The 25,414-nt window shown below is 67.3% G+C and carries 21 protein-coding genes, 12 pseudogenes and 1 riboswitch; of the genes and pseudogenes, 12 read left to right on the forward strand and 21 right to left on the reverse strand.

Annotated elements, in window-relative coordinates:
• Positions 1-4: 4 nt before the first annotated feature.
• The 12 genes and pseudogenes from K0H76_RS06125 (at position 5) to K0H76_RS06180 (ending at position 9,593) form a co-directional block, all read left to right on the forward strand.
• Positions 5-940: a deoxyribose-phosphate aldolase gene (locus K0H76_RS06125; protein ID WP_258934823.1), complete on the forward strand. Its 936-nt coding sequence runs from the start codon at positions 5-7 to the stop codon at positions 938-940.
• Positions 937-2,920, forward strand: a pseudogene (gene iolD / locus K0H76_RS06130) (3D-(3,5/4)-trihydroxycyclohexane-1,2-dione acylhydrolase (decyclizing)). The gene K0H76_RS06125 and the pseudogene iolD overlap by 4 nt, the downstream one beginning before the upstream one ends.
• Positions 2,917-4,419, forward strand: a pseudogene (locus tag K0H76_RS06135) (CoA-acylating methylmalonate-semialdehyde dehydrogenase). Before iolD ends, K0H76_RS06135 begins: the two co-directional pseudogenes overlap by 4 nt.
• 12 nt (positions 4,420-4,431) lie before the next feature.
• Positions 4,432-5,447 (forward strand): annotated as a pseudogene (locus tag K0H76_RS06140) (Gfo/Idh/MocA family oxidoreductase).
• Between the two features lie 49 nt (positions 5,448-5,496).
• A complete protein-coding gene (locus K0H76_RS06145) occupies positions 5,497-6,024 on the forward strand; it encodes a Gfo/Idh/MocA family oxidoreductase (RefSeq protein WP_258934824.1) in 528 nt (175 codons plus the stop codon).
• 94 nt (positions 6,025-6,118) lie between these two features.
• The gene (locus tag K0H76_RS06150) at positions 6,119-6,565 is read left to right on the forward strand and encodes a Gfo/Idh/MocA family oxidoreductase (protein WP_258935348.1); all 447 of its coding nucleotides are present in this window, start codon (positions 6,119-6,121) and stop codon (positions 6,563-6,565) included.
• 217 nt (positions 6,566-6,782) lie between these two features.
• The gene (locus tag K0H76_RS06155) at positions 6,783-7,088 is read left to right on the forward strand and encodes a hypothetical protein (RefSeq protein WP_258934825.1); all 306 of its coding nucleotides are present in this window, start codon (positions 6,783-6,785) and stop codon (positions 7,086-7,088) included.
• On the forward strand, positions 7,070-7,744 hold the full coding sequence (locus tag K0H76_RS06160; protein ID WP_258934826.1) for an ABC transporter permease: 675 nt from the start codon (positions 7,070-7,072) through the stop codon (positions 7,742-7,744). The genes K0H76_RS06155 and K0H76_RS06160 overlap by 19 nt, the downstream gene beginning before the upstream one ends.
• 62 nt (positions 7,745-7,806) lie before the next feature.
• Positions 7,807-8,031: a hypothetical protein gene (locus tag K0H76_RS06165; protein WP_258934827.1), complete on the forward strand. Its 225-nt coding sequence runs from the start codon at positions 7,807-7,809 to the stop codon at positions 8,029-8,031.
• Positions 8,015-8,365: a hypothetical protein gene (locus K0H76_RS06170; protein ID WP_258934828.1), complete on the forward strand. Its 351-nt coding sequence runs from the start codon at positions 8,015-8,017 to the stop codon at positions 8,363-8,365. Before K0H76_RS06165 ends, K0H76_RS06170 begins: the two co-directional genes overlap by 17 nt.
• Positions 8,299-8,586 carry an ATP-binding cassette domain-containing protein gene (locus tag K0H76_RS06175; RefSeq protein ID WP_258934829.1) on the forward strand — a complete coding sequence of 96 codons (288 nt, stop codon included), beginning with the start codon at positions 8,299-8,301 and terminating at the stop codon, positions 8,584-8,586. The genes K0H76_RS06170 and K0H76_RS06175 overlap by 67 nt, the downstream gene beginning before the upstream one ends.
• A 360-nt stretch (positions 8,587-8,946) precedes the next feature.
• A pseudogene (locus tag K0H76_RS06180) lies at positions 8,947-9,593 on the forward strand (sugar ABC transporter substrate-binding protein).
• A 156-nt stretch (positions 9,594-9,749) separates the two neighbouring features.
• Here the strand turns inward: K0H76_RS06180 and K0H76_RS06185 are convergent.
• From K0H76_RS06185 to K0H76_RS06285, 21 genes and pseudogenes are all read right to left on the reverse strand, one after another.
• Positions 9,750-10,424: an LLM class flavin-dependent oxidoreductase gene (locus K0H76_RS06185; RefSeq protein ID WP_258934830.1), complete on the reverse strand. Its 675-nt coding sequence runs from the start codon at positions 10,422-10,424 to the stop codon at positions 9,750-9,752.
• Between the two features lie 226 nt (positions 10,425-10,650).
• A pseudogene (locus K0H76_RS06190) lies at positions 10,651-10,848 on the reverse strand (LLM class flavin-dependent oxidoreductase); the annotation flags it as partial.
• A 340-nt stretch (positions 10,849-11,188) separates the two neighbouring features.
• A pseudogene (locus K0H76_RS06195) lies at positions 11,189-12,274 on the reverse strand (acyl-CoA dehydrogenase family protein); the annotation flags it as partial.
• A complete protein-coding gene (locus K0H76_RS06200; RefSeq protein WP_258934831.1) occupies positions 12,271-13,155 on the reverse strand; it encodes a MetQ/NlpA family ABC transporter substrate-binding protein in 885 nt (294 codons plus the stop codon). The pseudogene K0H76_RS06195 and the gene K0H76_RS06200, both read right to left, overlap by 4 nt.
• A complete protein-coding gene (locus K0H76_RS06205; RefSeq protein WP_258934832.1) occupies positions 13,152-13,358 on the reverse strand; it encodes a hypothetical protein in 207 nt (68 codons plus the stop codon). Before K0H76_RS06205 ends, K0H76_RS06200 begins: the two co-directional genes overlap by 4 nt.
• A 49-nt stretch (positions 13,359-13,407) precedes the next feature.
• Positions 13,408-14,043, reverse strand: a complete 636-nt coding sequence (locus K0H76_RS06210) for a MetQ/NlpA family ABC transporter substrate-binding protein (RefSeq protein ID WP_258934833.1) — start codon at positions 14,041-14,043, stop codon at positions 13,408-13,410.
• Between the two features lie 48 nt (positions 14,044-14,091).
• Positions 14,092-15,189, reverse strand: a complete 1,098-nt coding sequence (locus tag K0H76_RS06215; RefSeq protein ID WP_258934834.1) for an ABC transporter permease subunit — start codon at positions 15,187-15,189, stop codon at positions 14,092-14,094.
• Complete coding sequence (locus K0H76_RS06220) at positions 15,075-15,644, reverse strand: ATP-binding cassette domain-containing protein (RefSeq protein WP_258934835.1); 570 nt, start codon at positions 15,642-15,644, stop codon at positions 15,075-15,077. The genes K0H76_RS06215 and K0H76_RS06220 overlap by 115 nt, the downstream gene beginning before the upstream one ends.
• Positions 15,645-15,760: riboswitch (SAM riboswitch) on the reverse strand.
• A 96-nt stretch (positions 15,761-15,856) separates the two neighbouring features.
• Positions 15,857-16,057, reverse strand: coding sequence for a flavin reductase family protein (locus tag K0H76_RS06225; protein ID WP_258934836.1), 201 nt, complete (start codon positions 16,055-16,057; stop codon positions 15,857-15,859).
• Entirely contained in the window at positions 16,035-16,394 is a 360-nt protein-coding gene (locus tag K0H76_RS06230) for a flavin reductase (RefSeq protein ID WP_258934837.1), read from the reverse strand. The genes K0H76_RS06225 and K0H76_RS06230 overlap by 23 nt, the downstream gene beginning before the upstream one ends.
• Positions 16,395-16,586: 192 nt before the next feature.
• A pseudogene (locus K0H76_RS06235) lies at positions 16,587-17,588 on the reverse strand (Gfo/Idh/MocA family oxidoreductase).
• Positions 17,589-17,613: 25 nt separating this feature from the next.
• Positions 17,614-17,880, reverse strand: coding sequence for a 5-deoxy-glucuronate isomerase (locus tag K0H76_RS06240; protein WP_258934838.1), 267 nt, complete (start codon positions 17,878-17,880; stop codon positions 17,614-17,616).
• Positions 17,877-18,509 carry a 5-deoxy-glucuronate isomerase gene (locus K0H76_RS06245; protein WP_258934839.1) on the reverse strand — a complete coding sequence of 211 codons (633 nt, stop codon included), beginning with the start codon at positions 18,507-18,509 and terminating at the stop codon, positions 17,877-17,879. Before K0H76_RS06245 ends, K0H76_RS06240 begins: the two co-directional genes overlap by 4 nt.
• A gap of 77 nt (positions 18,510-18,586) precedes the next feature.
• Positions 18,587-19,320, reverse strand: a pseudogene (locus K0H76_RS06250) (GntR family transcriptional regulator).
• 74 nt (positions 19,321-19,394) lie between these two features.
• A pseudogene (locus K0H76_RS06255) lies at positions 19,395-20,532 on the reverse strand (bifunctional 2-methylcitrate synthase/citrate synthase).
• Positions 20,529-21,453, reverse strand: a pseudogene (gene prpB, locus K0H76_RS06260) (methylisocitrate lyase). The pseudogenes K0H76_RS06255 and prpB overlap by 4 nt, the downstream one beginning before the upstream one ends.
• Positions 21,453-22,962, reverse strand: a pseudogene (locus K0H76_RS06265) (MmgE/PrpD family protein). Before K0H76_RS06265 ends, prpB begins: the two co-directional pseudogenes overlap by 1 nt.
• A 37-nt stretch (positions 22,963-22,999) precedes the next feature.
• Positions 23,000-23,620, reverse strand: a complete 621-nt coding sequence (locus K0H76_RS06270; RefSeq protein WP_258934840.1) for a GntR family transcriptional regulator — start codon at positions 23,618-23,620, stop codon at positions 23,000-23,002.
• A gap of 100 nt (positions 23,621-23,720) precedes the next feature.
• Positions 23,721-23,999 carry a metal-sensitive transcriptional regulator gene (locus K0H76_RS06275; RefSeq protein WP_146339667.1) on the reverse strand — a complete coding sequence of 93 codons (279 nt, stop codon included), beginning with the start codon at positions 23,997-23,999 and terminating at the stop codon, positions 23,721-23,723.
• Positions 23,996-24,852, reverse strand: a pseudogene (locus tag K0H76_RS06280) (sulfite exporter TauE/SafE family protein). Before K0H76_RS06280 ends, K0H76_RS06275 begins: the two are co-directional and overlap by 4 nt.
• Positions 24,849-25,355, reverse strand: coding sequence for a rhodanese-like domain-containing protein (locus tag K0H76_RS06285; protein ID WP_258935349.1), 507 nt, complete (start codon positions 25,353-25,355; stop codon positions 24,849-24,851). The pseudogene K0H76_RS06280 and the gene K0H76_RS06285 overlap by 4 nt, the downstream one beginning before the upstream one ends.
• Positions 25,356-25,414 lie beyond the last annotated feature (59 nt).

Consider the following 25,414-nt stretch of genomic DNA (forward strand, 5'->3'; position numbering starts at 1 on the left):
GCCGATGACCACCGAGAGTCTGACCCTCAGCGAACCCGGCGATGACAGCCCCGCGCGCTACGAAGCGCTGACCCGCATCCGTCTCGAGGATCCCGACGCCGTGCTCCGTGCCGCGCGGGCCCGTCGCCCCCACCCGGGGCCCGTCTGCGGACGGCAGAACTTCATCATCGCCGCCGACCATCCGGCACGCGGCGCGCTCGCCGTGAAGGACGACGTCCACGCCATGGCCGACCGCCGGTCCCTGCTGGACCGCCTGCGCATCGCGTTGGCCAACCCCATGGTCGACGGGGTTCTCGCCTCCCCGGACGTGCTGGACGACCTGCTCCTCATCGGGGCGCTGGAGGGCAAGCTGCTGTTCGGCTCCATGAACCGCGGCGGGCTGCCCGGTCTGGTCAACGAGATCGATGACCGGTTCACCGGCCACACGGCTGAGGCCCTCGCCGAGATCGGAGCCGACGGGGGCAAGATGCTGACCCGCATCGCCTTCGATTCCGAGCACACCACCGCGGCCCTCGAGGCCACGGCGCGGGCGGTCGACTCGCTGCATGAGAGGCGCATGATCGCCATGGTGGAGCCCTTCCTCTCCACCGCCCGGGGCGAGCGTGTCACCAACGTGCTCACCACAGAGGCGGTCATCCAGTCGGTTGCCATCGCCCAGGGCCTGGGCGCGCGTTCGGCGCGCACCTGGATGAAGCTGCCCGTGGTCGAGGAGATGGAGCGGGTCATGGCCGCCACCACTCTTCCGACGGTTCTCCTCGGCGGCGACCCCAGCAGCAGCACCGACGAGGCGCTCGAGTCGTGGCGCAGCGCCCTGCGCCTTCCCGGAGTGCAGGGGCTCACCGTGGGCCGCACCCTCCTGTACCCGGACGACGGCGACGTCGCCTCCGCCGTCGAGACCGCCGCATCCCTGCTGACTCACACCACCCAGGAGACCCGATGAGCACGCGCACCCGCACCCTCACCGTCGCGCAGGCGGCTGTGGAGTTCCTCGCCAACCAGTGGACCGTGGACGTCGTCGACGGCGAACGCGTCGAGGTTCGCACCATTCCGGGGATGCACGGCATCTTCGGGCACGGCAATCTTGCCGGAGTCGGTCAGGCGCTCAAGCAGTCGCAGGTCAAGGCGTCCGGCCTCATGCCCTACCACCAGGGTCGCAATGAGCAGGCTCTGGTGCATCAGGCGGTCGGCTACGCCAGGCATACCCGCCGCCGGCAGACCTACGGTGTGACGGCGTCCATAGGCCCCGGCTCGACGAACATGGCCACCGGTGCCGCCCTGGCCACCACCAACCGTCTGCCCGCCCTGCTGCTCGCCTCCGACGAGTTCGCCACCCGTGCCCCGGACCCGGTGCTTCAGCAGCTGGAGCTGCCGCATTCCTACGACGTCACGTGTGCCGACATTTTCCGGCCGATCAGTCGGTACTTCGACCGGGTGCAGCGGCCCGAGCAGCTGTTCTCCGCACTGCTCAGCGGGATGCGCGTCCTGATGGACCCGGCCGAGACCGGCGCGGTGACGATTGCGCTTCCCCAGGACGTCCAGGCGGAGCGGCTGGAGGTCCCGGAGGCGTTCCTCGCTCCCCGCCGATGGCGCATCCGGCGGCCCGGGCCTGAGGCCGAGGACATCGCCGCGGCCGTTGAGGTGCTCCGCGATGCCAGGCAGCCGCTCATCATCGCCGGCGGGGAGTGCACTACGCGTTCGCAGCGGAGAGGCTCCGGGAGTTCGCGGAGGCCACCGGCATTCCCGTCGCGTACACCCAGTCCGGCGTCGGAAGCATGGAGTGGGACCACGAGCTGTGCCTGGGCGCGATCGGCTCCACCGGGTCGACGGCCTCGAACGCGTACGCCAGGGACGCTGACGTCATCCTCGGGATCGGCACCCGGTACGAAGACTTCACCACGGCCTCGAAGACCGCGTTCCAGAACCCGGATGTCCGATTCGTCAACGTCAACATTGCGGGCATGGATGCCTACAAGGCCGGGGCGTCGGTGCAGATCGTCGCGGATGCAGGCAAGACGCTCCCCGAGCTTCAGGATGGGCTCAGCGCCGCGGGGTTCCGGCTGCCGTCGGAGGCAGCGGAGCTGGTGCGCAGGGAGCGGGCCCGGTGGAATGCGGCCGTCGACGAGTCCTTCAGCGTGCGCCATCAGCCGCTCCCCGCGCAGACCGAGATCATCGGCGCCGTGAACGCGGCCATGGATGATCGCGACGTCGTCGTCTGCGCAGCGGGATCCCTTCCCGGCGACCTCCACAAGCTGTGGCGCGTCAGGGACCCCTACGGCTATCACGTGGAGTACGCGTTCTCCTGCATGGGCTACGAGATCGCCGGCGGCCTGGGGGTCAAGCGCGCCGCGCTGCATGAGGCCCTCGCTTCGGCGGGAAGCCCCGACGGCGGGCGCGATGTGGTGGTGATGGTCGGCGACGGCTCCTACCTCATGATGCACACCGAACTGGTGACTGCGGTGGCCGAAGGCACCAAGCTGATCGTCGTGCTGCTGCAGAATCACGGGTTCGCCTCCATCGGCTCCCTCTCCGAATCGGTGGGCTCTGAGCGATTCGGAACGAAGTACCGGTACGCGCAGCAGGGCACCCCGCCGACGGGGACGGGGAGACTCTTCCCGTCGATCTTGCCGCCAACGCCGCATCGCTGGGCGTCAGCGTGCTGCGCGTGGAGCCCGGCGCAGATGCCGTCGACCGCCTGCGGGCAGCTGTGGCCGAGGCGAAGGCCAGGCCGGAAGGATCCGGCCCGGTCCTCATCCACATCCACTCCGACCTGTACCTGGACTCCCCGGACTCCGAGTCCTGGTGGGACGTGCCGGTCGCCGACGTCGCAGAGCTGGACTCCACCATCTCCGCCCGCACCACGTACGCAGAATTCAAATCCCGGCAGCGTCACCTGCTGGGCGAGGAAGGAAAGAGCTCATGAGCATCACCGACATCACACACTGGATCAGCGGCACGCCGGACCCCGGCCAGGGCGAGCGTCGGCAGGAGGTGTACAACCCGGCGACGGGCGAGGTCAGCGGCAGTCTGCACCTCGGAGATGAGCGCGACCTCCAGAAGACCCTGGAGGCGGCCCGCGCCGCCGCCGACTCATGGTCGGAGGCCTCCTGTCCCGGCGCATGGCGGTGCTCTTCAAGTTCCGCGAACTGGTGCACAGCCATACCCAGGAGCTCGCTGCGATCATCACGGCTGAGCACGGCAAGGTGCTCTCCGACGCTGCTTACGAGGTGGGACGCGGCCTTGAGGTCGTCGAGTTCGCCTGCGCCCTGCCGCAGACGCTGAAGGGCGAGTACACCGAACAGATCTCCTCCGGGATCGACGTCTTCTCCTTCCGGCAGCCGCTCGGCGTCGTCGCCAAGCATCACGCCGTTCAACTTCCCTGCAATGGTTCCCCTGTGGATGGCGCCCCTGGCCATCGCCACCGGCAACGCGTTCGTGCTCAAGCCCTCGGAGCGCGACCCCTCAGCGTCGCTGCTGCTGGCCGAGCTCTGGAAGGAGGCAGGGCTGCCGGACGGCGTCTTCCAAGTGCTGCACGGGGACAAGGAGATCGTCAACGGTCTGCTGACCCACGAGCTGGTCGACGCGATCTCCTTTGTGGGGTCCACCCCGATCGCACGGCATGTCTATGAGACGGGCACGCGGCACGGAAAGCGGGTGCAGGCCCTCGGGGGCGCCAAGAACCACGCGGTGGTCATGCCCGACGCGGACCTCGACCTCGCAGCCGATCACCTCTCCGCCGCGGCGTTCGGCTCCGCTTACGAGCGGTGCATGGCCGTGTCCGTGGCTGTGGCAGTGGGCGACGCCGCGGAGCAGCTGGTGGCGAAGGTCGGCGAGCGGGCCCGGTCCATCACCGTGGGCGAGGGCACCCAGGACGGGGTGGAGATGGGCCCGCTCATCACTCCGGCGTCGCAGGATCGGGTGCGGCGGCTCGTCACGGAGGCTGAGCAGGACGGAGCGGCCGTCGTCGTCGACGGTCGGGACCTCGTCGTCACGGGGCACGAGGAGGGCTTCTTCGTGGGGCCGACGGTCCTGGACAGGGTCACGGAGGCGATGTCCGCGTACGAGGAGGAGATCTTCGGGCCGGTCCTGGCCGTGGTGCGCGTCGACACGTTGGAGGACGCCGTCTCCCTCATCAACGCGAATCCCTACGGGAACGGCACGGCGATCTTCACCGGCTCGGGCCACTCCGCGCGCACGTTCCAGAGCAGGGTCACTGTCGGGATGATCGGCGTCAATGTGCCGGTGCCTGTGCGCGCGGCCCAGCACTCGTTCGGCGGGTGGAAGGACTCGCTGTTCGGCGACCACCACATCTACGGCCCCGACGGGGTGCGCTTCTACACGCGGGGCAAAGTCGTCACCCAGCGCTGGCCCGCCCAGAACGACGAATCTGGGGCGTCCCTGAACTTTCCGTCCAACGGCTGAGGAAGGATCATCATGACCCAGGAAGAGCTGCGCGTCGGAGTGGTCGGTGCTTACCGGATGGGCGCCGACCACGTCGACAGGCTGGCCCACCACATCCTGCGCGCGCGGGTGTCCGCGGTGGTGGACGTGGACCCGCTCCGAGCGGCCGAGGTCGCCCAGACGGCTCCGGCAGCGGAGAGCTTCACCGCGCTCCAGGAGATGCTTGACGCCGATGCGGTGGACGCTGTGGTGCTGGCCACGCCGGGGTTTCTGCACGAGGAGGCGCTGCTGCGCCTGATCCACGCCGGCATCCCCACGCTGTGCGAGAAGCCCCTGACGCCCGATCCGGAGTCGTCGATGCGGGTGATGGAGGCGGAGGCCGTCTCGGGCCGGCAGCTCATCCAGGTGGGCTTCATGCGCCGGTTCGACGCCGGGTACCGTCAGCTGAAGGCCGTCATCGACTCCGGCGAGTACGGGGAGCTTCTGATGCTGCACCTGCAGCACCGGAACCCCTCCACGCCCCCTGGGTTCACCAACGAGATGATCATCAACGATTCGGTCGTCCACGAGTTCGATGCGGTCCGCTTCTTCACGGGCAGCGAGATCGACTCTGTGCAGGTCCGCGTCGGCCGCACCACCTCGCTGGCTGCTCCCGGGCTGCAGGATCCGCAGCAGGTGGTGATCCAGACCTCCTCCGGGCTGCTGGCGGACGTGGAGATCTTCTGCTCCGCCCAGTTCGGGTACCAGGTGCGGACGCAGGCGGTGTTCGAGCGCGGCGTGGTGGCCGTCGGCGAAGCGGGGAGCTGGAGGTCACCGCGGATGGTCGCCGCGGCACTGCCGTGGACGCGGGCTTCGTCTCCCGTTTTCGGGATGCCTACGACGTCGAGGTGCAGGCTTGGGTCGATGCGGTGCACCAGGGCCGCATCGCCGGGCCCTCCGCATGGGACGGCTATGCCACGGCGGCCTGCTGCGCGGCAGGCGTGGCAAGCCAGGGCGGTGACGGTATCGTCAGCGTGGAGCTTGCGGCACGTCCGGAGTTCTACGGGTGATGGTCACCCCGCAGCGTGATCAGGCGCGCTGTCGCAGTGAGGAGCAATCATGTCGGAGGACACCTCAGAGCTGACGCTGGGAGTGCTGGGAGCAGGGCGCATCGGCCGCATCCATGCCGCGCATATGGCGATGCATCCGCAGGTCGGCGCCGTCGTGCTGCTCGGCCGGGATCAGGGACGGCTGGAGAGCGCGATCCCGGAGATCCTGCGCATCGCCGAGGAGGCACCGCGACCCTCCGATCAGGAGCAGGTCGCAGCGAAGCTTCGCCCGCGCGTGCTCCCGGAGTCCGCAGGGCGCGTCGGGGCGTATGAGGGACTGGACGGACTGGTCGTGGCCGCCTCCACGGAGGCCCACGGGCCTCTCATCACCGAGGCTGTCGCCTCTGGGATCCCGCTGCTGATCGAGAAGCCTCTGGCCGCCTCCGTGGAGGAGCAGCTCGAGCTCATCCGGCTGATGGAGTCCCGCAGGATCCGAGCGATGATGGGCTACAACCGGCGCTTCGACGACGCTCACCGGCAGCTGCGCAGCCGGGTGCTCTCCGGCGTCCTGGGAACCCCCGGGGTGCCGTGGCGGTGAACCTGGACTATCTGGACGCCGACGAGGCGTTCGTGCCCTCGTCCGGGGCCTGTGGCGCGACCTGGCCGTCCATGACTTCAATGCCCTGGCGTGGATCTTCGACGACCGGATCGTCTCCGTGTCCGCGCACAGCTCCGTGGCGGAGAACCCCATGTATGGGCGCCACGGAGATGTCGACACGGCCTCGGCCGTGCTGAAGTTCGCCTCCGGCGCCGTGGCCACCCTGCTGTGCGGTAGGCGCATGGGGTGGAGGCAGGAGACCCGGATGGAGGTGCACGGCACGGAGGGCTCCGAGAGCACCGACGTCGCGGCCACGGGCTCGCGCACTCACCGCCTCGACGGGCATGAGGAGCAGGGCGAGCCGTTCACCAGCGCCATGACCCGCTTCAAGGAGTCCTACCTCAACGAGACGGACGAGTTCGTGAGGCTCGTGCTGGGCGCCGAGAGCACCTCGCCTCCCAGGCAGTGCTTGGCCGCCCTGCAGGTCGCGCTCGCGGCGGAGGAGTCGGTCCGAACGGGCCGCACGGTTGAGATTGCCTGAGGCCCTCCTGCTCTGCGCTGTCAGGAGAGAGTAGGCGTCCCAGAGAACCGGCCCCTTTCCTGACCATATGTCTTGACATTAGTACTAACGACTCATAGCCTACATTTCATCAGGAAAATGTGACTCGGCTCACGTTAGCGTTGTCTCGTGGCTCACGCTGACGCTGTCTCGGACTGAGAGGCTGTTCGGGACAGCAGCAACAGACAGGATGGTTGATATGAGTGCAAGGACTGGAAGCAGTCATCAGCTTCGGCTGGCGCTGACGGCCGTACGTATGGGTCCGGCGCTGATGCTGCTCATCATCGTCCTCGTGCTGAGCCTGCTCAGCCCGGTCTTCCTCTCGGGCCGCAACCTCGGAAACATCGGCCTGGAGACCTCGGTGGTGGCCCTGCTGGCGCTGGGCCAGCTGCTGGTCATCATCACTGCAGGCATCGACCTCTCGGTAGGCTCCTCATCGCGCTCTCCAGCGTCCTCGGTGCCCTGTGGGTCCGAGACCTGGAGCTGGTGGAGGGGTGGCTGGTGATCCCCTCCATGATGCTCGGCGGCGCCCTGGCGGGAGCAGTCAGCGGAACGCTCTTCGTCAAGGGAAAGCTGCCCCACCCGTTCCTGGCCACCCTGGCCATGATGATGATCGCCCGCGGCGCGGCCCTTCTGATCTCAGGCGGTCAGCCCATCACAGGAATGCCGGAATCGGTGCGGCTGGTCGGAACCTACCGGCTGTTCGGAGTCCCTCTGGCCGTGATCGTCGTGCTGGTGCTCGCGGTGCTCGTCCACCTGCTGCTCACGCGCATCACCTGGGGCCAGTGGATCTACGCCGTAGGAGCCAGCAAGGAAGGTGCCAGGCGCGTCGGAGTCCCCGTGGACCGTGTGCTGATCTCGGTCTACGTGATGAGCGGCTTCTTCGCCGGAACAGCCGCGATCGTCGTCAGCGGTCAGACCAACTCGGCCTACCCCACGGTAAGCAACCTGCTCGAGCTCTCCTCCATCGCCGCGGTCATCATCGGCGGAGCCAGCTTCTTCGGCGGCCGCGGCACCGTGTTCGGGGCCCTCGTCGGCGCCCTCATTCTGGGCGTCATCCAGAACGGACTGAACCTTCTGAACGTCAACCCGTCATGGCAGTACGTCGCTCTCGGCGTCGTGGTGATCCTCGCCGTCGAACTCGACGTCGTCCGAAGCTAACTTGAGACGCGGCTGCGGTCGGTGCAGGTCGAAGAGAAGCTCGAGCGCAAGGAGGCGCAGGAATGACCTCGACAGAGAACATGGGTGCTGAGAGAGCGGCGGGGGCGGCCCCGACGGCCCCGGTGCTCGAGGTGAGGAACGCGAGCAAGATGTTCGGGCCCGTCAAGGCGCTCAACGGCGTGAATCTCCGGCTGGAGCAGGGAGAGGTCCTGGGGCTGCTGGGCGACAACGGCGCTTGGCAAGTCCACGCTCATCAAAGCGATCACCGGCGTGCACACCATCGATGACGGGGAAATACTCGTCGACGGCAAGCGCGCCCACATCCGCAGCCCGAACGATGCACGCGCCTTCGGCATCGAGGCGGTGTATCAGGACCTCGCGCTGTTCGACAATCTCGGCATCGTCAACAATCTGTACCTCGGCAATGAGCTCACCAAGCCGCGCCGATTTCGGGCCCTGGGCTGGCTGGACAAGAAGGCGATGGAGAAGGATGCACGCCGGCGACTGGACTCCTGCAGGTGCACCTGCCGAGCTTCAACGCATCGGTGGGCCTCATGTCCGGCGGTCAGCGCCAGGCAGTGGCGGTCGCCCGTGCGGTGGCCTTCGCCAGCCGGGTGCTGATCCTCGACGAGCCGACGGCAGCTCTGGGCCTCCGCGAGACCAGGAATGTTCTCGATGCGGTCAAGAGGCTTCCGGAGCAGTTCGGCATCTCCATCATTCTTATTTCACACAATATGGATCATGTTGTCGAAGTGTGCGACAAGGCGATGATCCTGAGGCAAGGAGGGTCGTCGGAGAGGTTGAGCCGCACGCAGACACCATGGAGCAGATGGTCGCCATGATCGTGGGGGCCCAGAAGAAGAAAGAGGAATAACGATGTCCACAAGACTTATGCGTTTCGCTGGACTGTTCGGCGTGGGAGCCCTCGTCCTCACGTCATGCGGCAATGATGCCGACGCGGGCGACGAATCCGATGAGGAGTACGACATTGCGGTCGTGCTGAAGACCACCACCTCGCCCTATTGGCTCCAGGTCATGGGCGGTGTCGATGACGGCGCGGAGGAGCTGGGATCGAACGTGACCATCGGCGGCGCCACCCAGGAGTCCGAGGTCCAGGAGCAGATCGACCGCATCAACACGGACCTGACCAGGAGCCTGACGCCCTGGTGGTCTCGCCGACGCAGGCCGAGCAGCTGGAGCCGGTGCTTCAGAGTGCGGCCGACGAAGGCGTTCCGGTGGTCCTGGTGGACACCAGCGTTCCCGGCTGGGACGGGGCCGAGACCTTCATCGGCACCGACAACCTCGATCTCGGCCGTTCCCTCGGGGAGTTCGTCCTGGAGGAGCGCGACGAGGAGAGATGCTCGCGATCCGCGGAGTTCCCGGAAACCCATCGACCGATGACCGGATCGACGGTGCCATGGAGGTCCTCGAGGACAGCGGCGTGGAAGTGGTCGCGGAGCTGGCCGCCGACTCGGACCGAGCGCAGGCCCGTGCAGCGACGAGCGACGCGCTGCAGTCGAACCCCGACCTGTCCATCATCGTGGCCGCCAACGACGACATGGCCCTCGGGGCAGTCGAGGCAGTGCGTGCCGCCAAGCCTGACTTTGAGGACTTCCTCATCGTCGGCGTCGACGGGACCGAGGACGCGGTCGACTCGATCATCGCCGGTGAGCTGGATGCCACCATGGCCCAGGGCGCCTACGAGATGGGCCACCGCAGCATCGAAGAGGCGGTCCGGGTCATCGAGGGCGAGACGGTCGAGGAGGAGATTGCCATCGACGCGACGCTCGTCACCGGCGACAACGCTGAGGACTTCCTCGAGCAGCTGCAGGACCAGTCAGCCGAGTAGAGCACGTCGGCGAAGGAGCAGGGCGGCCCGGGCGCATGTCAGGTAGGCCCGCTCTCTCGTCCGCGCGAGGACCTCGGGCATCCGCCCGGGCAAGTAGGCGGGCGGGGTGGTCCTGGGCCAGATGGGGCCCAGCGCCCAGCAGCGACTCTCGCAGGGTCAGCGGAGTCTCGGGGCGCTCCGGCAATAGGCCGCGGCGGCGGAGCTCGGGGTGACGAACTGCTCGAATCGTTCGAAGTCAGCCGGGCGCACGGCGGCGGAGATGTTGAAGCCGTCCACTCCGGAGATCCGCTGGTACTCCAAGAGCTGGTCCACGACCTGCACGGGATCGCCGATGATGGTGGGGCCTCGGCCTCCGATGGAGATGAACTCCGCGACCTCCCGAACCGTCCACCTCCTGCTGGGGTCCTTGGTGAACATCGCCAGCGCGGACTGGTTCGCCTCGGTCTGCACGTCGGCCACATCGTCGTCTTCGTGCAGATCGGAGAGGTCGACTCCGGTCCAGCCGCCGAAGAGGGTGAGCGCGGCCTCCGTGTCGACGTAGGCGGCGTACTCCTGGAACCTGGCCTGCGCCTCAGCCTCAGTGTCCGCGACGATGATGGTCACCATCGCGGAGAAGATGACCGAGGACGGGTCTCTGCCTGCGTCGGTCAGCTGGGCGCGGGTGGATTCGACCTGCTGGGCCAGCTTCTCCGGCCTGGCGTTGATGACGAAGATCGCCTCTCCGTGGTCGACGGCGAACGTCTGGCCGCGAGCGGAGGAGCCACCTGGAACAGCAGGGGCGTGCGCTGCGGGCCGGGGTGGGTGAGCATGGGCCCTGGTACGGAGAACCACGTGGATTCGTGCTCGATGCCGCGGACCTTCTCCGGGTCGGTGAAGACTCCTGACTCTTTGTCGGCGATGACGGCGTCGTCGTCGATGGAGTGCTCGAAGAGCTTGTACATGACCTCCATGAACTCATCGGCGCGGTCGTAGCGCTCATCGTGGGGATCTGCCCCTGCATTCCGAGGTTGCGGGCCGCGGAGTCCTGGTAGCTGGTCACCACGTTCCATGCGACTCGCCCCTGGGTGAGGTGGTCCAGGGTCGCGAAGCGGCGGGCGAGCAGGTAGGGCTGCTCGTAGGTCACCGAGGCGGTGAGGCCGAACCCCAGGTGGGTGGTGGCGGCTGCGAGCGCTAAGCACCAGAACCTGCAGGTCCAGCAGCGGATACTGCACCCCGCCGCGCGCCGCGGAATGATGGCTGGAGCCGTAGACGTCATAGACGCCGGGGACATCGGCGAGGAACAGGCTGGAGAAGCTGGCGCGCTCCAGCGTCTGGGACAGCCGGTCCAGTACTCCAACTGGTCGAACTGGTCGATCCGCGATTCGGGGTGCCGCCAGAGCCCAGGGCTCTGGTGAACCGGAACGAGCATGTCGAAGGCGTTGAAGTGGATGGTCATCGGCTCTCCTCGGATTTCGCATCGCCGATGGCGTTGAGGCCCTCGGGCAGGGTTCCGTTGATCTCGTAGTCCCCACGGATCGGGCGCGGAACACGATGGGGTTGTGGGTGGCGATCGTGCGGGCGTTGCGCCAGTGGCGGTCCAGCGCCTTGGTCCGCAGCACTGCAGAGGCGCCCGCGGTGTCGAACAGTTCCTGGGTGATGCTGAGCACCAGCTCGGGCACGGTGATCTGGGCCTTCTCCACCGCCAGTTCGGACTCGTAGACCCCTTCGGGCAGCTCACCGGAGAACTCGGGGTTCCAGGTTCCGGCGGCGAAGCCTGCTTCAAGGGCCCGATCATGGGCACGGGCGGTCTCGGCCACGATGGCCTGTGCGGCATAGGCCTTCGCGGCCATCTTCCCGACGATCTGCTGGATCAGCGGGTCCTGCTTGAACGCGGCCCCGGACGCTGAGGTGTTGAAGGTGCGGGTGCGCCTGCGCAGCGTCTCGGCGGCGTCGCGCACTGCGGCGTGGGCGATGCCGACCTGCACGGCCAGCAGGTAGAGCTGGAAGAACGCCGCTTCGTGCACCGCCTCATGGGATCCGTGCACCCGGCGGAGAATGCCGAGACTCTCCACCGGGGCGTCGTTCAGAACCGTCGTGCCGGTGCCGGTGAGCTTCTGGCCGAAGCCGTCCCAGTCGTCATGCACCGTGACCCCCTCACCGTCGGTGGGCACGACGGCGAAGCGCTTACCTTCGATCCCCTCCTCCTGAGAGGCGGAGACGCGTGTGTAGTCGCTGAAGATCGTTCCGGTGGAGTAGAACTTCTCACCATTGAGCCGCCATGTGCCGTCGGCGGCGGTCGTGAGCTTGGTGTTCAGCGTCCCCAGTTCGTTGCCGCCCTTCTCGGTGGAGGCGTTGCCGACCGTGGTGCCGGCGAGCACGCGCGGGTACCAGGTCTGCTGGATCTCCTCCGGCTGGAAGCGCAGCGATTCCACGAATCCGAAGTGCCCGCGGTAGAGATGGGCGATATTGGAGTCGGCCTGCGCCAGGCGGATGACGTCGACGATCAGCTCCTCGATGCTCAGGCCCGGGCCGCCGAACGCCTCGGGCACTCTCAGGGCTCCGAAGCCGTGGCGGTCCAGCTGGCGGACCGGCTCGAAGGGCAGCACTCGGTGCAGCTCCCGCTCAACGGCCCCGGAGGCGATGTCCTCCAGCACGTGGTTGGGAAGCTGGGCTGAGGCGGTCGGTGCGGCTGCGAGTGTCATCGGCTGTTGGCCTCTTCCCATGCTTGGTCGATGTCGCGGTCGAATGCCGGGGTGAGGAGGCCGTCGAGGTACTCCTGGTACCAGTCCCTGACCTCATCGGAGTGGTAGGCCTCCCTGAGGGCCTGGTACTTCTCCGGCTCCTGCTCGCGGAACCCAGGCTGCGCCACGATCGTCATCGCGAAGGGCAGCGCTTCCTCCTCGTTCTCAATGATCAGCGCCTCGTCGGGCATGACGTCCACTTCTGCGAGCAGCCGCGCGAAGCCGAAGACGGCGTCGACGTCGTCGTAGACGGTGCCCACGGACTGCTGGTCCACTTCGATGAACTCCAGGCTGCGCGGATTCTCCTCGATGTCGTCCACGCTGAGCTCCGGAGTGCTCTTGGACTCGTCCACCTCGATGAGCCCGGCGCGGGCCAGCAGGCTGATGCCGCGCCCGTTGTTCGCGGTGTCCACAGGCAGCGCCACCTGCGCCCCGTCGGGGAGCTCCTCCAGCGAGCTGTGCTCCTGGGAGTAGATGCCTGAGGGCTGCTCGAACATGAAGAGGATCGGCTCCAGATCCAGGTCGTGGTCCTCGTTGAACTGCAGGAGATAGGTGAGGTTCTGGAAGAAGTTGACGTCGTATTCGCCGTTGTCGACCGTGTAGTTGGGCTGGATGATGTCAGTGACGTACGTGGTCTGCACGTCCCACCCGTCCTCCTCCAGCAGCTCTTCGGCGATCTCGGTGGGTTCCTGGAAGGGCGCATTCTCTGTGACCACCATCGTGATGGTCTGGTCATCCCCGTCGATGAGTCCGCAGCCGGTGACCGCCAGGGACGCGGCACCGGCGGCACCGGCGGCGGCAGCCAGTGCCGGTGGTCTGCGGCTGGGAGCGTCGGCCCTCATGCGTCGCCCTCGGTGAACTCTGTCCAGATCTCGTCGCTGTTCTCCAGGGTGATGTCGTCGACGTAGTCGATCACGCCGCCCTGGTACTCCTGGAACCATTGCTCAACCTCCTCCGACTGGAAGGCGTTCTGCAGGGCCTGGGCCTGCTCGTCGGTCACGCTGTCCGGCGCCGCGGCCACCACACAGGTGAAGGGGATGCGCACCTCGTCGCGTCCGTCCTCAATGGCCAGCAGCGTGTCGTCGACATCGTGGCTAGCTTCGGCGACGAGGCGGACGAAGGCGAACCCGGCGTCGACATCGGGCAGGGAGGCGGCCCCTGCTGCTGGTCGGTCTCGACGAACTCGAAGCCCCGGGGTTCTCCGTGATGTGGTTCTGAGTCAGTTCGATGACGGAGACCTCGTCATCGAACTCGATCAGGCCCTCATCGGCCAGGAGTTGGAGGGCCCGGCCGTTGTTGGAGGGGTCCACCGGCAGGTTGATCTGGGCGCCGTCGGGGAGATCCTCCAGGGAGTCGTGCTCCAGGCTGAAGAGGCCTACCGGTGCGTAGTAGACGCTGAACAGCGGCTCCACCTCAGTCTCGTTGGACTGGTTGAAGTTGTTCAGGAAGGCCAGGTGCTGGAAGTAGTTGGCGCTGTACTCGCCGTTGTGGACCACCTGGTTGGGCTGATTGATGTCCGTGACGTAGTTGACGTCCACCTCGTAGCCCTCGTCCTCCAGCAGCTCCACCGCGATCTCGGTGGGCTCCTGGAAGGGGGCGGATTCGGTGACCATGATGCTGATGGTGTCCTCATCCTCGACGAGGCCGCAGCCGGTGGCGGTCAGGGCTCCGGCCGCGGTCAGGGCGGCGATGCTGAGGAGCCGAGGGTGGGCACGGACGGAAGAAGGCATAGGGGTGTTCTCTTTCTGTTGCTCTGCGGGGCGAGTGAGGGAGGTCTCTCAGGCGGAGACGCGTTTGTCCGTCATGCGGGCGATGCGGGTGCCGCCGTACTGGACGATGCTGACGAGGAGCACCATGAGGATGCAGGCCACGATCATGGTTTCGGTCTCGTACCGGTAGTAGCCGTAGCGGATGGCGAGGTCGCCGATGCCGCCTCCGCCCACCAGGCCGGACATCGCGGAGTAGGAGATGAAGCTGACCGTGGTGATGGTGATGGAGCCGATGAGGGCGGGTTTGGCGTCCACCAGCAGCACGCTGCGGATGATCTGTCCGCTGGTGGCGCCCATCGCTCGGGAGGCCTCCACGGCGCCGGAGCCCAGCTGTGTGATGTTCTGCTCCACGAGGCGCGCGAAGTAGGGGATGGCGTTGATCGTCAGGGAACGATCACCGCGGCCGTTCCCACCGACGTGCCCACGATGAACCGGGTGAACGGGATCAGGGCGATCAGCAGGATGAGGAACGGGAAGGAGCGGACCATGTTGACGATCGCAGAGACCACCGTGTGGCTCTTGGGCGTGGGCTTCAGCCCGCCGGGGGCGTGGCTCCACAGCCAGATGCCCAATGGGGTGCCCAGGAGCACTGCCAGCGGGATGGAGACCCCGATCATGGCGAACGTCTCCAGCATCGCGTGGTTGATCTCCGGGATGCGGTCGATGATGAGCTGGAGGTTCATCAGCGAACACCCCTTCGACGGCGGCGAAGATCTTCTGGTCCCGCTCGTCGGCGATCTCTTCGAAGGTGTCCTGATCACCCTCAGCCGCGGCGGCGGGGACTGTGCGGCCGTCGCGATTCACGCTGATGCCGTCGGAGGTCAGATACCGCCCGATGGAGGTTCTCGGGGCGAAGTCCTCGCGGCCGAGCTCTGCGGCGGGGAACTGCTCCACCACAGCTCCGTCCTCCATGACCGCTACGTGGTCCGCCAAGGCCTTGATGACCTCCATCTCGTGGGTGACGATCACCACGGTGATTCCGAACTCACGGTTCACGTCAGCGAGGTACTGCAGCACGGTGGCGGTGGTGAAGGGGTCCAGGGCGCTGGTGGGCTCATCGCACAGCAGCACGTCCGGCTGGGTGGCCAGCGCGCGGGCGATGGCCACCCGCTGCTTCTGGCCGCCGGAGAGCTGGGCGGGGTAGTTCTTCGCCTTGGGGAGATGTCGACGATCTCCAGCGCCTCGGCGGCCCGGCGCCGGCGCTGCTTCTTGTCCTTCTGGTAAGCGAACTTCAGTGAGAGCTCCACGTTCTGGGCCACGGTGAGGTTGTTGACCAGGTTGAAGCCCTGGAAGACCATGCCGATCTGGTGGCGGGCCTGGCGCAGCTGCTCGTCCTTCAGCCCGGTCAGCTCCGTGCCGCCGACCCAGACCTCGCCCTCCGTGGGGCGCTCCAGGAGGTTGATGTTGCGCAGCAGGGTGGACTTTCCGGCGCCGGAGAATCCGATGATGCCTTGGATGCTGCCGCGGGGAATCTCAGGCTGACGTCCTGCACCGCCCGGACGGGCTCCTTGCCGCGAGCCGCGAAGGCAGTCGACACATGGCGTAGCGAAATCATGATGCACTCTCCATCGGTCCTGGCGTTAGCACCGAAGGATTCCCGCAGCCGATGAGGGCAATGCGGAGATCCAGGTTGCTGCGTCGTCGTCGGGCCAGGTCCCTCAGTCGCTCTGGATGGTTACAGCGGAGACTCTACGTTCACACGCCGCGGATGAACAAAACGCGAGCACATATATTGCGCGCCGTTGCGCCGACCTGTTCGATGAGGCTGCTGAGCTCACTCCAGCGGGGTGAGGCCCTTGAACCGGCTCTGGTGGAAGACCAGCCCCTCAGAGGCTTCGTCGTAGCCGAAGTCGAGGATCTCCAGGACGGCCACGTCGTGGTCGCCGGCGGTGAACTGGCTGTGCATGCGCGTGGTGAACCACAGCGGAGAGCCCTCCAGGACCAGCGCCCGCTCACCGTCGATCCTGCGTTCCACCCCGTGGAAGCGGCCAAGCACGATCCGTGGAGGCCAGCTGGCGGGTGAGCTCGGACTGCTGCGCACCCAGCACCGAGATGCCCAAGCGGGACGCCCGGTCACGCAGCTTGGGCCAGGTGGAGGAGGTGTGCTGCACCGCGACGGTCACCAGCGGGGCTCCAGGAGACCCCACGGTGAAGCTGGATGCCACGAGGACTTCCGGGTGTCCGTCGACTTCGGCCGCCACCGCGACGATGCCCTGCGGGAACTGCCCCAGGGCCTTTCTGAGCTCCAACGGGTCGAACTCCGCAGGCGCGGGGATGTCTTCGGCGCCGTCATCACGGGCAGCGGTGATCATACCGATCAACTCCCATCGCTCGTATCGGCAGCCAGACCTCAGAGCCGGTCGAAATGTTCATTCCTGAGACTACGTCCGCGCCGTCAGAGCGGGCAAAACGCCTGTCACATTCCGAGACAGACCCCACGGGCGCCTCCGAGCTCGGAGGACACCGCGGTGCGCTGATGCCTGCCGGACTCGCCTGGGGCGATCTCATCGTCGCACGCGCTCGGCTCGGCCTGTCTCCAGGGACAGCTGTGCGGCATCGGCGACCCGTGACGCATCCACGGCCTCCGCCGCAGGGCAGGGGTTCGGGCCTTCTCCGCGCGCGAGCTGCACGAAGGCTCGGATCTCCGCACGGTAGGCCTCAGCGAATCGTTCATGGAACGTGCGGTGCGGGATGTCGGCGGGAAAGACGAACCCGGGCTCCGCGGAGACTCCCGAGTAGCTCGCGTCCAGTCCCACGTGCACCGTGCCGGCGGACCCGTGCAGTTCGAGGCGAACATCGTGGCCCGCTCCGTTGTAGCGGGTCGCTGACACCGACCCCAGTGTTCCGTCCTCGAGGGTGATCAGTGCGGTGGCCGAGTCCACGTCCCCACCTCGCCGATGGCGGGGTCGCCGTTGTTGGACCCCGCGCGCAGACCTCGACGATCTGCTGGCCGGTGAGCCACTGCAGGGCGTCGAAGTCATGCACGGAGCAGTCGCGGAACAGGCCGCCCGATCCGGCGATGAACTCGACGGGAGGGGGCCGCATATCGGCGGTGATGGCACGGATCGTGTGCAGCCAGCCCAGGTCCCCGTTCTCGTAGGCCCGCTTGGCCTGGACGTAGCCGGCGTCGAGCCTGCGCTGATGGCCCACCTGGACCGCGGCGCCGGTCTCTTCGATGACGCGCAGCACCTGCTCCGAGGCTGCCGTCGACTCCGCCAGCGGCTTCTCGCACAGCACCGGGATGGCCGCCTGCGCGGCCCGCACGATCAGCGGTGCGTGGTGGGCGGTGCCCACGGCGATCACGAGCCCGTCCAGCGGCATGTCGAAGAGGGCGTCGACTGAGGGTGCGGCACGCGCTCCCAGCTGCCCGGCGACCTGCTGCGCCCGCGCGGGGTCGATGTCGGCCACGATCAGCTCGACGCCGTCGGGGCGAGCAGGCTCAGATGTGCGGCGTGCATCGTCCCGATGCGGCCTGCTCCGACGAGTCCTACAGCAGTGGGCGGCATGCGACCTCCCTGGGCAGGGGCTTCATCAGCCTATGAAGGGAAGCCGGTCGTCGATGGCGGATTCGTCCCAGGTGCGACGGATCCAGCCGTGGTGCGGGTCGTCGCTGATGAGCCACTGGCGGACGGGCCCCGGCCCTGCCATGACGTTGAGGTAGTACATGTCGTGGCCCGGCGGGGTCATGGCAGGGCCGTGCCAGCCGTAGGGGACCAGCACCACATCGCCGGTGCGGACCTCTGCCGTGACGTCGATCGGGCGCTCATCGGAGGCGTAGACGCGCTGGTAGCCGATCACATCGGGTCCGCCGTCTGCCGCAGAGGGCACGGGGCGCCCTCGGTCGGCTGCATCTCGAAGTAGTAGATCTCTTCGAGGGAGGTCTCGCCCTCCTTCTCCTCGTCGTGCTTGTGCGGCGGGTAGGAGGACCAGTTGCCCGCCGGGGTGAGCACTTCGCAGACGATGAACCGGTCCGCCTCCAGGACCGCAGGCGTGCCGAAGTTGTGCACCTGGCGGGACGCGACGCTTACTCCCCGCAGCTCCACGGGCACCTCCTCCCGGGCGATGTGCCGGATGGGGTGGTGTGCGCTCGCGGGCGCAGAGGCGACGGCCACCCGCCCGCCTCGCTCCGAGGAGAGCGTGATGGCGGTCTCGATCCCGGTGTACAGGACGTCGCTGGGGCCGTGGAACACGGAGGGGCGGCCGCCGAGGGCGTACGTGTCGCCGTCGATGCGCACCTCGAAGGACCCGGACAGCGGAATGATGATGCGCTCCTCCGGCTGGGCGGCCAGCCGCACCGAGGCCCCGGCGGCGAGGCCGGTGACGCGCAGCCCGGTGTGCGTCCAGCCGGGCGGCTGCACTTCGGAGTCAGGGGTCCCCACGTCGACGGTCCAGTCAGCCGTGCTGGCCGTGCCGGAGGGTGCACCCACGGCGCTTCCCTCGGGTCCTGTCGGGTCGCTGATGTGTGAGCGGACATGGTCGCGCTGCCTTCCACTGGGGTCTGGGTCTAATCCACAAGCATGATGTCGAAGGAGTACCTGTCGGCGCGGTAGACGTGCTTGCCGAACTCGACGGGCGCTCCGCTGCTGTCGAGGGCTGTGCGCTCCATCAGGACCAGCGCGGAGCCCTGCTCCACCTTGAGGCGGCGAGCCTGCTCGGCATCGGCGATCCTGGCGCCGACCTTCTGGTGTGCCATGCGGAAGTCGACGCCGGCGCGCCGCAGAATGTTGTACAGCCCGTCGGTCTCAAGGCTTCTGCTGTCCAGCTCGGCGACGGTGAGCGGCAGCCAGTTCTCCATCAGAGCCAGGGGTCGGCCGTCGACGAGGCGCAGGCGTCGCAGGTGGTGCACCTCCGAGCCCTCGGGGAGGCCGAGCTGCTCGCACACCTCCTGATCGGCGGTCACGGTCTCCAGCGAGAGGACGCGCGTCTGAGGCTCTGCCCCTCGTCCTGCAGGTCGTTGTAGAGGCTGGAGAGGCGAAGGTTGCGCCGGACGGGAGGGCCGATGACCTGCGTGCCGACGCCGCGGCGCCGCACCACCAGTCCGTCGCGGACGAGCTGGTCCATGGCCTGGCGCATCGTGGGGCGCGAGAGGCTGTACCTCTTGGCCAGTGCGATCTCGTTCTCGAGCTTCGTCTCGGGAGGAAGGACGCCTTCGCGGATCGCTGCGGTGAAGGCTGAGGCGACCTGGTGGTATAGAGGCACCGGTGAGGATCGGTCCAGCGCGATGTCCAGGTCAACCATGAGGGCTCTCCTTCAGCATAAATGACAGTTTGTCATGACATTTGCGCTGAGAAAAGCGGGCAGCCTGTGCGGGGCTACAGTGAGCGTTCGTCCGGGCCGCTGTACTCGCTGAGCGGGCGGATCAGGGTGTTGTCCGCGCGCTGCTCCATGATGTGCGCAGTCCACCCCATGATCCGCGAGGCGATGAACAGCGGAGTGAACATCTCGGTGTCGAACCCCATGAGGTGGTAGGTGGGCCCTGCCGGGTAGTCGAGGTTCGGCTTGATGCCGGTGGCCTCGTCCATCGCGGACTCCAACCCCTCGTAGAGCCCCATCAGCTCATGGCGGCCATAGTGCTCCACCATCGCATCGAGGGACTCCTTCATGGTGGGGACCCGTGAGTCCCCGCGCTTGTACACCCGGTGGCCGAATCCCATGACCTTGCGCTTCTCAGCCAGGGCGTTCTCCATCCATTCCCGCGACCGCGCGGCAGCCTCTTCGCGGGTCTCGCCAGGGCGGATCCCGATCTCGGCGAAGGTGTGCATCACCGCCTCGTTGGCGCCGCCGTGCAGGGGGCCCTTCAGGGCGCCGATCGCCGCGGTCACCGCCGAGTGCAGGTCCGAAAGGGTGGAGGTGACCACGCGCGCGGTGAACGTGGACGCGTTGAAGGAGTGCTCGGCGTAGAGAACCATCGAGACGCGGAAGGCGTTCACCACCTCGGCTGCCGCCTCCTCGCCGAACGTCATCCACAGGACGTTCTGCGCATAGTCCAAGTCATCGCGAGGAGCCACCGGGTCCTGGCCGCGCCAGCGCCGCTGATCGTAGGCGAGGACCGCTGGGAACGCGGCGAACAGCTTCTTGGCCTTCTGCAGCTCTGCAGCCGGGTCGGAGGTCTGTGCGTGCGGGTCGTTCGCGCCCATCACAGAGACGGCGGTGCGGCCCACATCCATGGGGTGGCAGTCGGCCGGGAGCAGGTCGACGGCCTCGCGGACCTTGGGGTCCAGACCGCGGTGGCTGCGTTCGAACTCCTCGAACTCAGCGAGCTCCTGCGTGCTCGGCAGCTCCCCGCTCCACAGCAGCAGGGCAACGGCCTCGACGCTGAGGCCTGCCGCCAGCTGCTGCACGGGGTAGCCGCGGTAGAGCAGAGAGTTCGTGTCAGGGTTCACTTTGGAGACGGCGGTCCGGTCGGCGACGATGCTTAACCAAACCTTTGTGAACATCGGTGTCGGTCACGTCTGAGCTCCTTCGTCATTGAACGGTTCAGGCACATCGAAAGTGAAGATGTCGGAGTCGAAGCTGCTGTATCCCTCATAGTCGACGAGTTCGTAGAGGCGGGCGCGGGTCATCATCTGCGGCACTGCAGACTGTTGGGTGCCTTCGGCGGCCAGCGTGTCCAGGGTGCGCTCCACCGCGCCCATCGCTGCCCTCAGCGAGGTGACCGGGTAGATGACGAGCGCCACCCCGCGTCAGCCAGCTGCTGGCGGGTGAAGAGGGCCGATCTGCCGAACTCGGTCATGTTCGCCAGGACGGGAACGTCCACGGCGCGGCATATCGCCTCGAATTCGCTGAGGTCCTTCATCGCCTCGGGAAGATCGCGTCGGCGCCTGCGGCCACCAGGGCCTTGGCGCGCTCTATTGCGGCATTCAGGCCTTCCGCAGCGCGGACGTCAGTGCGCGCCATGATGAGGAAGTCCTCATCCCGCCGGGCCTGGGCCGCGGAGCGGATGCGCTGGGCGGCGGTCTCCGCGTCCACGGTGGATTTGCCGTCCAGATGCCCGCAGCGCTTGGGGTTGACCTGGTCCTCGATGTGGCAGTTAGCCAGACCCGCGCTCTCCAGCTCGTGGATGGTGCGCGCCACGTTCATGGGCTCGCCGAAGCCGGTGTCGGCGTCGACGAGGGTCGGCAGGTCGGTCATGCGTGCGATCTGCCCTGCCCGCTGCGCGACCTCGGTGAGCGTGGTCAGCCCGATGTCCGGCAGTCCCAGCTCGTTGGCGATCACCGCCCCGGAGACGTAGACGCCGTCGAAGCCCTTCTCCTGGATCAGCGGTGCGCTCAGCGGTGTGAACGCACCCGGAAACTGCCGGGCAGCTCCGGGAGTGAGGATCTCGCGCAGGTGCTGACGCTTCTGCTGAGGTGTCGTCGCGGCGTAGAGCATCAGAACAGGCCCTTCGGCGCGGGGACTGCTCGAGGATGCCGTCGGCGGCTGCGATGTTCAGCCCGTCCAGCTCCTCGGGGAGAGCTCGGGAGGCGCTGCACGGTGTCGAGGAAGCGGCGGATCTCGGCGTCGTCGATGACGCCGTAGGCCAGTGAGCGGAACTTCGCGATGTACTGCTCGCGCTCGAAGGGGCGCGCGCCCAGGGGTGCGCGTCTGCGACGGCGATCTCGTCGGTGATGGTGCGGCCGTCCGTGAGACGGATCTCCACGGAGCCGCCGAAGGCCTTCTCCGCAATCTCCGCTGAGTGGTACCTGCGGGTCCACTCGGGGTCCTCCTCGGTGGTGACCTTCTGCCACAGCTCCACCGTGTCCGGTCGTCCTGCGCGCTCCGGGGCGTAGGAGTCGGCATGGTGCCACGTGCCGTCCTGCAGGGCGACGGTGAAGATGTAGGGGATGGAGTGGTCGAGGGTCTCGCGCGATGCTCCCGGGTCGTACTTCTGCGGGTCGTTCGCGCCGGAGCCGATGACGTAATGGGTGTGGTGGCTGGTACGGATCAGCACCGACTCCACGTTCGCAGGGTCGGTCAGCTCAGGGTGCTGATGGTGCAGCTTCCGGGCGAGGTCGATCCAGGCCTGGGCCTGGTACTCGGCCGAGTGCTCTTTGGTGTAGGTGTCGAGGATGGCCCGCTTGGGCTCTCCGGGGCCGGGCAGGGGACCGTGTACTCGGCGTCGGGGCCGTCCAGGATCCAGGCGATCACTCCGTCCTCGCCCTCATAGATCGGGACGGGGAGGTCTGTCCCCGCATAGCCCGGTCGACTGCCTCGACCGCCATCTTGCCTGCGAAGGCGGGGGCGTGGGCCTTCCATGTGGAGATTTCGCCCTTGCGGGACTGGCGGGTGGCGGTGGTGGTGTGCAGCGCCTGCCCGACGGCTTGGAAGATCGTCTCCGTGTCCAGATCCAACAGGGTGCCGATGCCTGCAGCGGCCGAGGGGCCCAGGTGGGCCACGTGGTCGATCTTGTGCTTGTGCAGACAGATCGACTTCACCAGATCCACCTGGATCTCATAGCCGGTGGCCACTCCGCGCAGCAGGTCTGCCCCGGAGCGCCGGGTGTGCTGCGCGACGGCGAGGATCGCGGGGATGTTGTCGCCGGGGTGGGAGTAGTCCGCGGCGAGGAACGTGTCGTGGAAGTCCAGTTCGCGCACGGCGACTCCGTTGGCCCAGGCCGCCCATTCGGGAGGTCCTCTGGGAGGTGCCGAACACCGACGCGCCGCGTCCGTTGGCGGAGACCGGGTGGTCGAGGGCCTGGGCGCGGGCGGATGCCACGGGCGCTCGGGCCAGGGACGCCGCTGCCACGGAGGCGTTGTCGATGATTCTGTTGATCACCATGTCTGCGACGTCGGCCTCCACGGGCACCTCGTCGCGGGCGACGCGGGCGATCTTGTGGGCCAGCTGGTCCTCACGGGGCAGGCTGTCCGTGCTGGGACGGACTCTCACGGTGTGCTCGATCATCGACGGGGGCGTCCTCTCATGGGCTGGGCTGATCCTTCTAGTTCCTGAGCGCGGAGATGTAGGCGAGGCTCCGGCGCAGGTGCAGCGTGGTGGCCGCCTGGGCCATCTGCTCGTCGCCGGAGGCGACGGCCAGGCAGATCTCGCGGTGCTCAGCGGCTGACTGCGCAAGCCGCTGCGGCTGGTTCTTTGCCATGCGGCGCACACGGATGAGGTGCACCCGGAGGTTGGCGAGCATCGCACTGAGATACGGGTTCTGCGCCGCCTCGTCGATCGCCTGATCCATGCGGGATGCCAGCGTGTAGTGAGATTCCGCCTCAGCTGACTGCTGAGCGTGCTGGAACTCGTCTGCCAGGTGAAGGAACGCGTCAGGGGCGCCTCGTGCGGCGGCCAGGTAAGCGGCCTGAGTCTCCAGCGGGATGCGGGCTTCGAAGAGCAGGTCCACGTCCTCCAGCGAGATCTCGCTGACGACGGTTCCGCGCCCTGGCTGCTGTACGGCCAAGTAAGCAGCGATCAGACGAGCCAGAGCCTCTCGGATAGGGGTGCGAGACACGCCGAGGCGTTCGGACTGGCCCACCTCGCCCAGGACAGTCCCGGGTGCGAGGTGACCTTCGAGGATCTCCTCCTGCAGGGAAGTGTACGCCGCATCACTTGCTCGCATAGCCTCACTGTATACATAAACAGGGCTCGGCGGAACCCAGGAGGGCGAATACTCCCGCATCGCGCCGGTTTCGCATCGTTTCTGTATACAGAGAGGGTGCCTAAGAGAGGGAGAGGAAGAGCTTCTCCAGCTCCTCGACGGTCAGTCCGTCCTCGGACGCGGCGGCCGCCTCCGGGTCCGTGATGCAGAACTGCATCGCGGAGGAGACCACCACGAAGCCCGCACGGTCCAGAGCGGTGGACACTGCCGAGAGCTGCGTGACCACGTCACGGCACCCGTCGCCGCTCTCCACTGCGGAGATGACGGAGTCGAGCTGCCCGCGGGCCCGCTTGAGCCGGTTGACGATGCGTCGCTGCGTCTCCGGATCTGCTTCTTTCACGCTGCCGCTCCTCCTTCTCCTATTGCTCGTCGGCGTCCCCGGAGCATCAGTCCCGCGAGGAGAATGAGGACCGCTGCCGCAGCCCCCAGCCCCACGCTCAGAGGCAGCTCCTGGAGGAACACCACGATGCCCATCGCGAGCACCAGGTACCCGAACGCCTTCTTCAGAGCCTTCTCCGGCACGTGCTTCACCAGCGCGGAGCCCACCAGTGCCCCGAGCACGGTGATGCCGGTGATCATGAGCACCGGGACCCAGTCGATGCTCACTGTGGTCAGGTAGTAAGCCAGGCCGGTGAATGACTTCAGCGAGATAATGAGCAGCGAGGTCGCCACCGCGGTGGGCATGGAGAGCCCGCCGAGCAGAACGAGCGCAGGCACCACGAGGAATCCTCCGCCCGCGCCGACCATGCCGGTCACCGCCCCGACCACCAGTCCCTCCAGGAGGATCTTGACCAGCGGGAGCTTCTTCTGGGGCGCCCCGGACTGCTTGGCTCTGCGGTCGAGGATCATAGCCAGGGCGGTGGCGACCATCATGATGCCGAAGCCGACCATGAGCACCACGGCGGGAAGCTGGCTGCCCAGCAGGCCCCGCCGAAGGCGCCGACCATGGCTGCGGCCCCAAAGATGAACCCTGTTCTCCACTGCACGGTCCCGCGCCTCGCGTGGGCGATGACGCTGACCGCGGAGGTGACCCCGATGATGAACATCGAGGCGGCGATCGCCTCCTTGGCAGGCATCCCCGCTACGTAGGTCAGCAGCGGGACGGCCAGGATGGTGCCCCCGCCGCCGAGCAGGCCCAGGGAGAGCCCGATCCCGACGGCGAGGACCATCGCCAGAATGAGTCCGGTGGTCATCGCTGCGCAGACTGCTGCGGGACCTTCACCTGCAGCGACTGGGGAATCTCGGCCAGCAGCTTCTCCACTGTCGGGTCAGCTTCCACCTTGTTCCACGGCATCCTGTTCAGTGCCGCGGCCATAGCGCAGGAGTCGGTCAGAGCGGAGAAGGTCAGGTAGGCGCCGATCGCTCCGGCGAGATAGCCCACCTTGGGGAGATCAGCTTCCCGCCCACGAAGCCGGTGAGCACCAAGGACCCGGCGACCATGCGCACCTGCCGGTCCATGGCCCAGCGCTGCTGACCGCGGGGTGTGCTGGCTGTGCTGCGACTCCATGGCGACGACGCCGCCGTCGAGGACCCGTGCGGTGTCCACTCCTGCGGCACGCAGGTGCTGCAGGGCCTGGTTGGCGCGGTTTCCTGTCTGGCAGATCAGCACGATGTCTCCGGTGAACTGTTCGGCCAGGGTCTCCCTGTTCTTCTGGAGCAGGTCCAGCGGAACGTTGTGGGATCCGGGGACCCGCAGCGACTCGTGCTCCGCCGGGGTGCGGGCGTCGACCAGCAGAGGGGCTGCTGAGACTGGAG

The organism is Nesterenkonia pannonica (assembly GCF_019575955.1).
In the GTDB taxonomy this organism is placed as follows: domain Bacteria; phylum Actinomycetota; class Actinomycetes; order Actinomycetales; family Micrococcaceae; genus Nesterenkonia; species Nesterenkonia pannonica.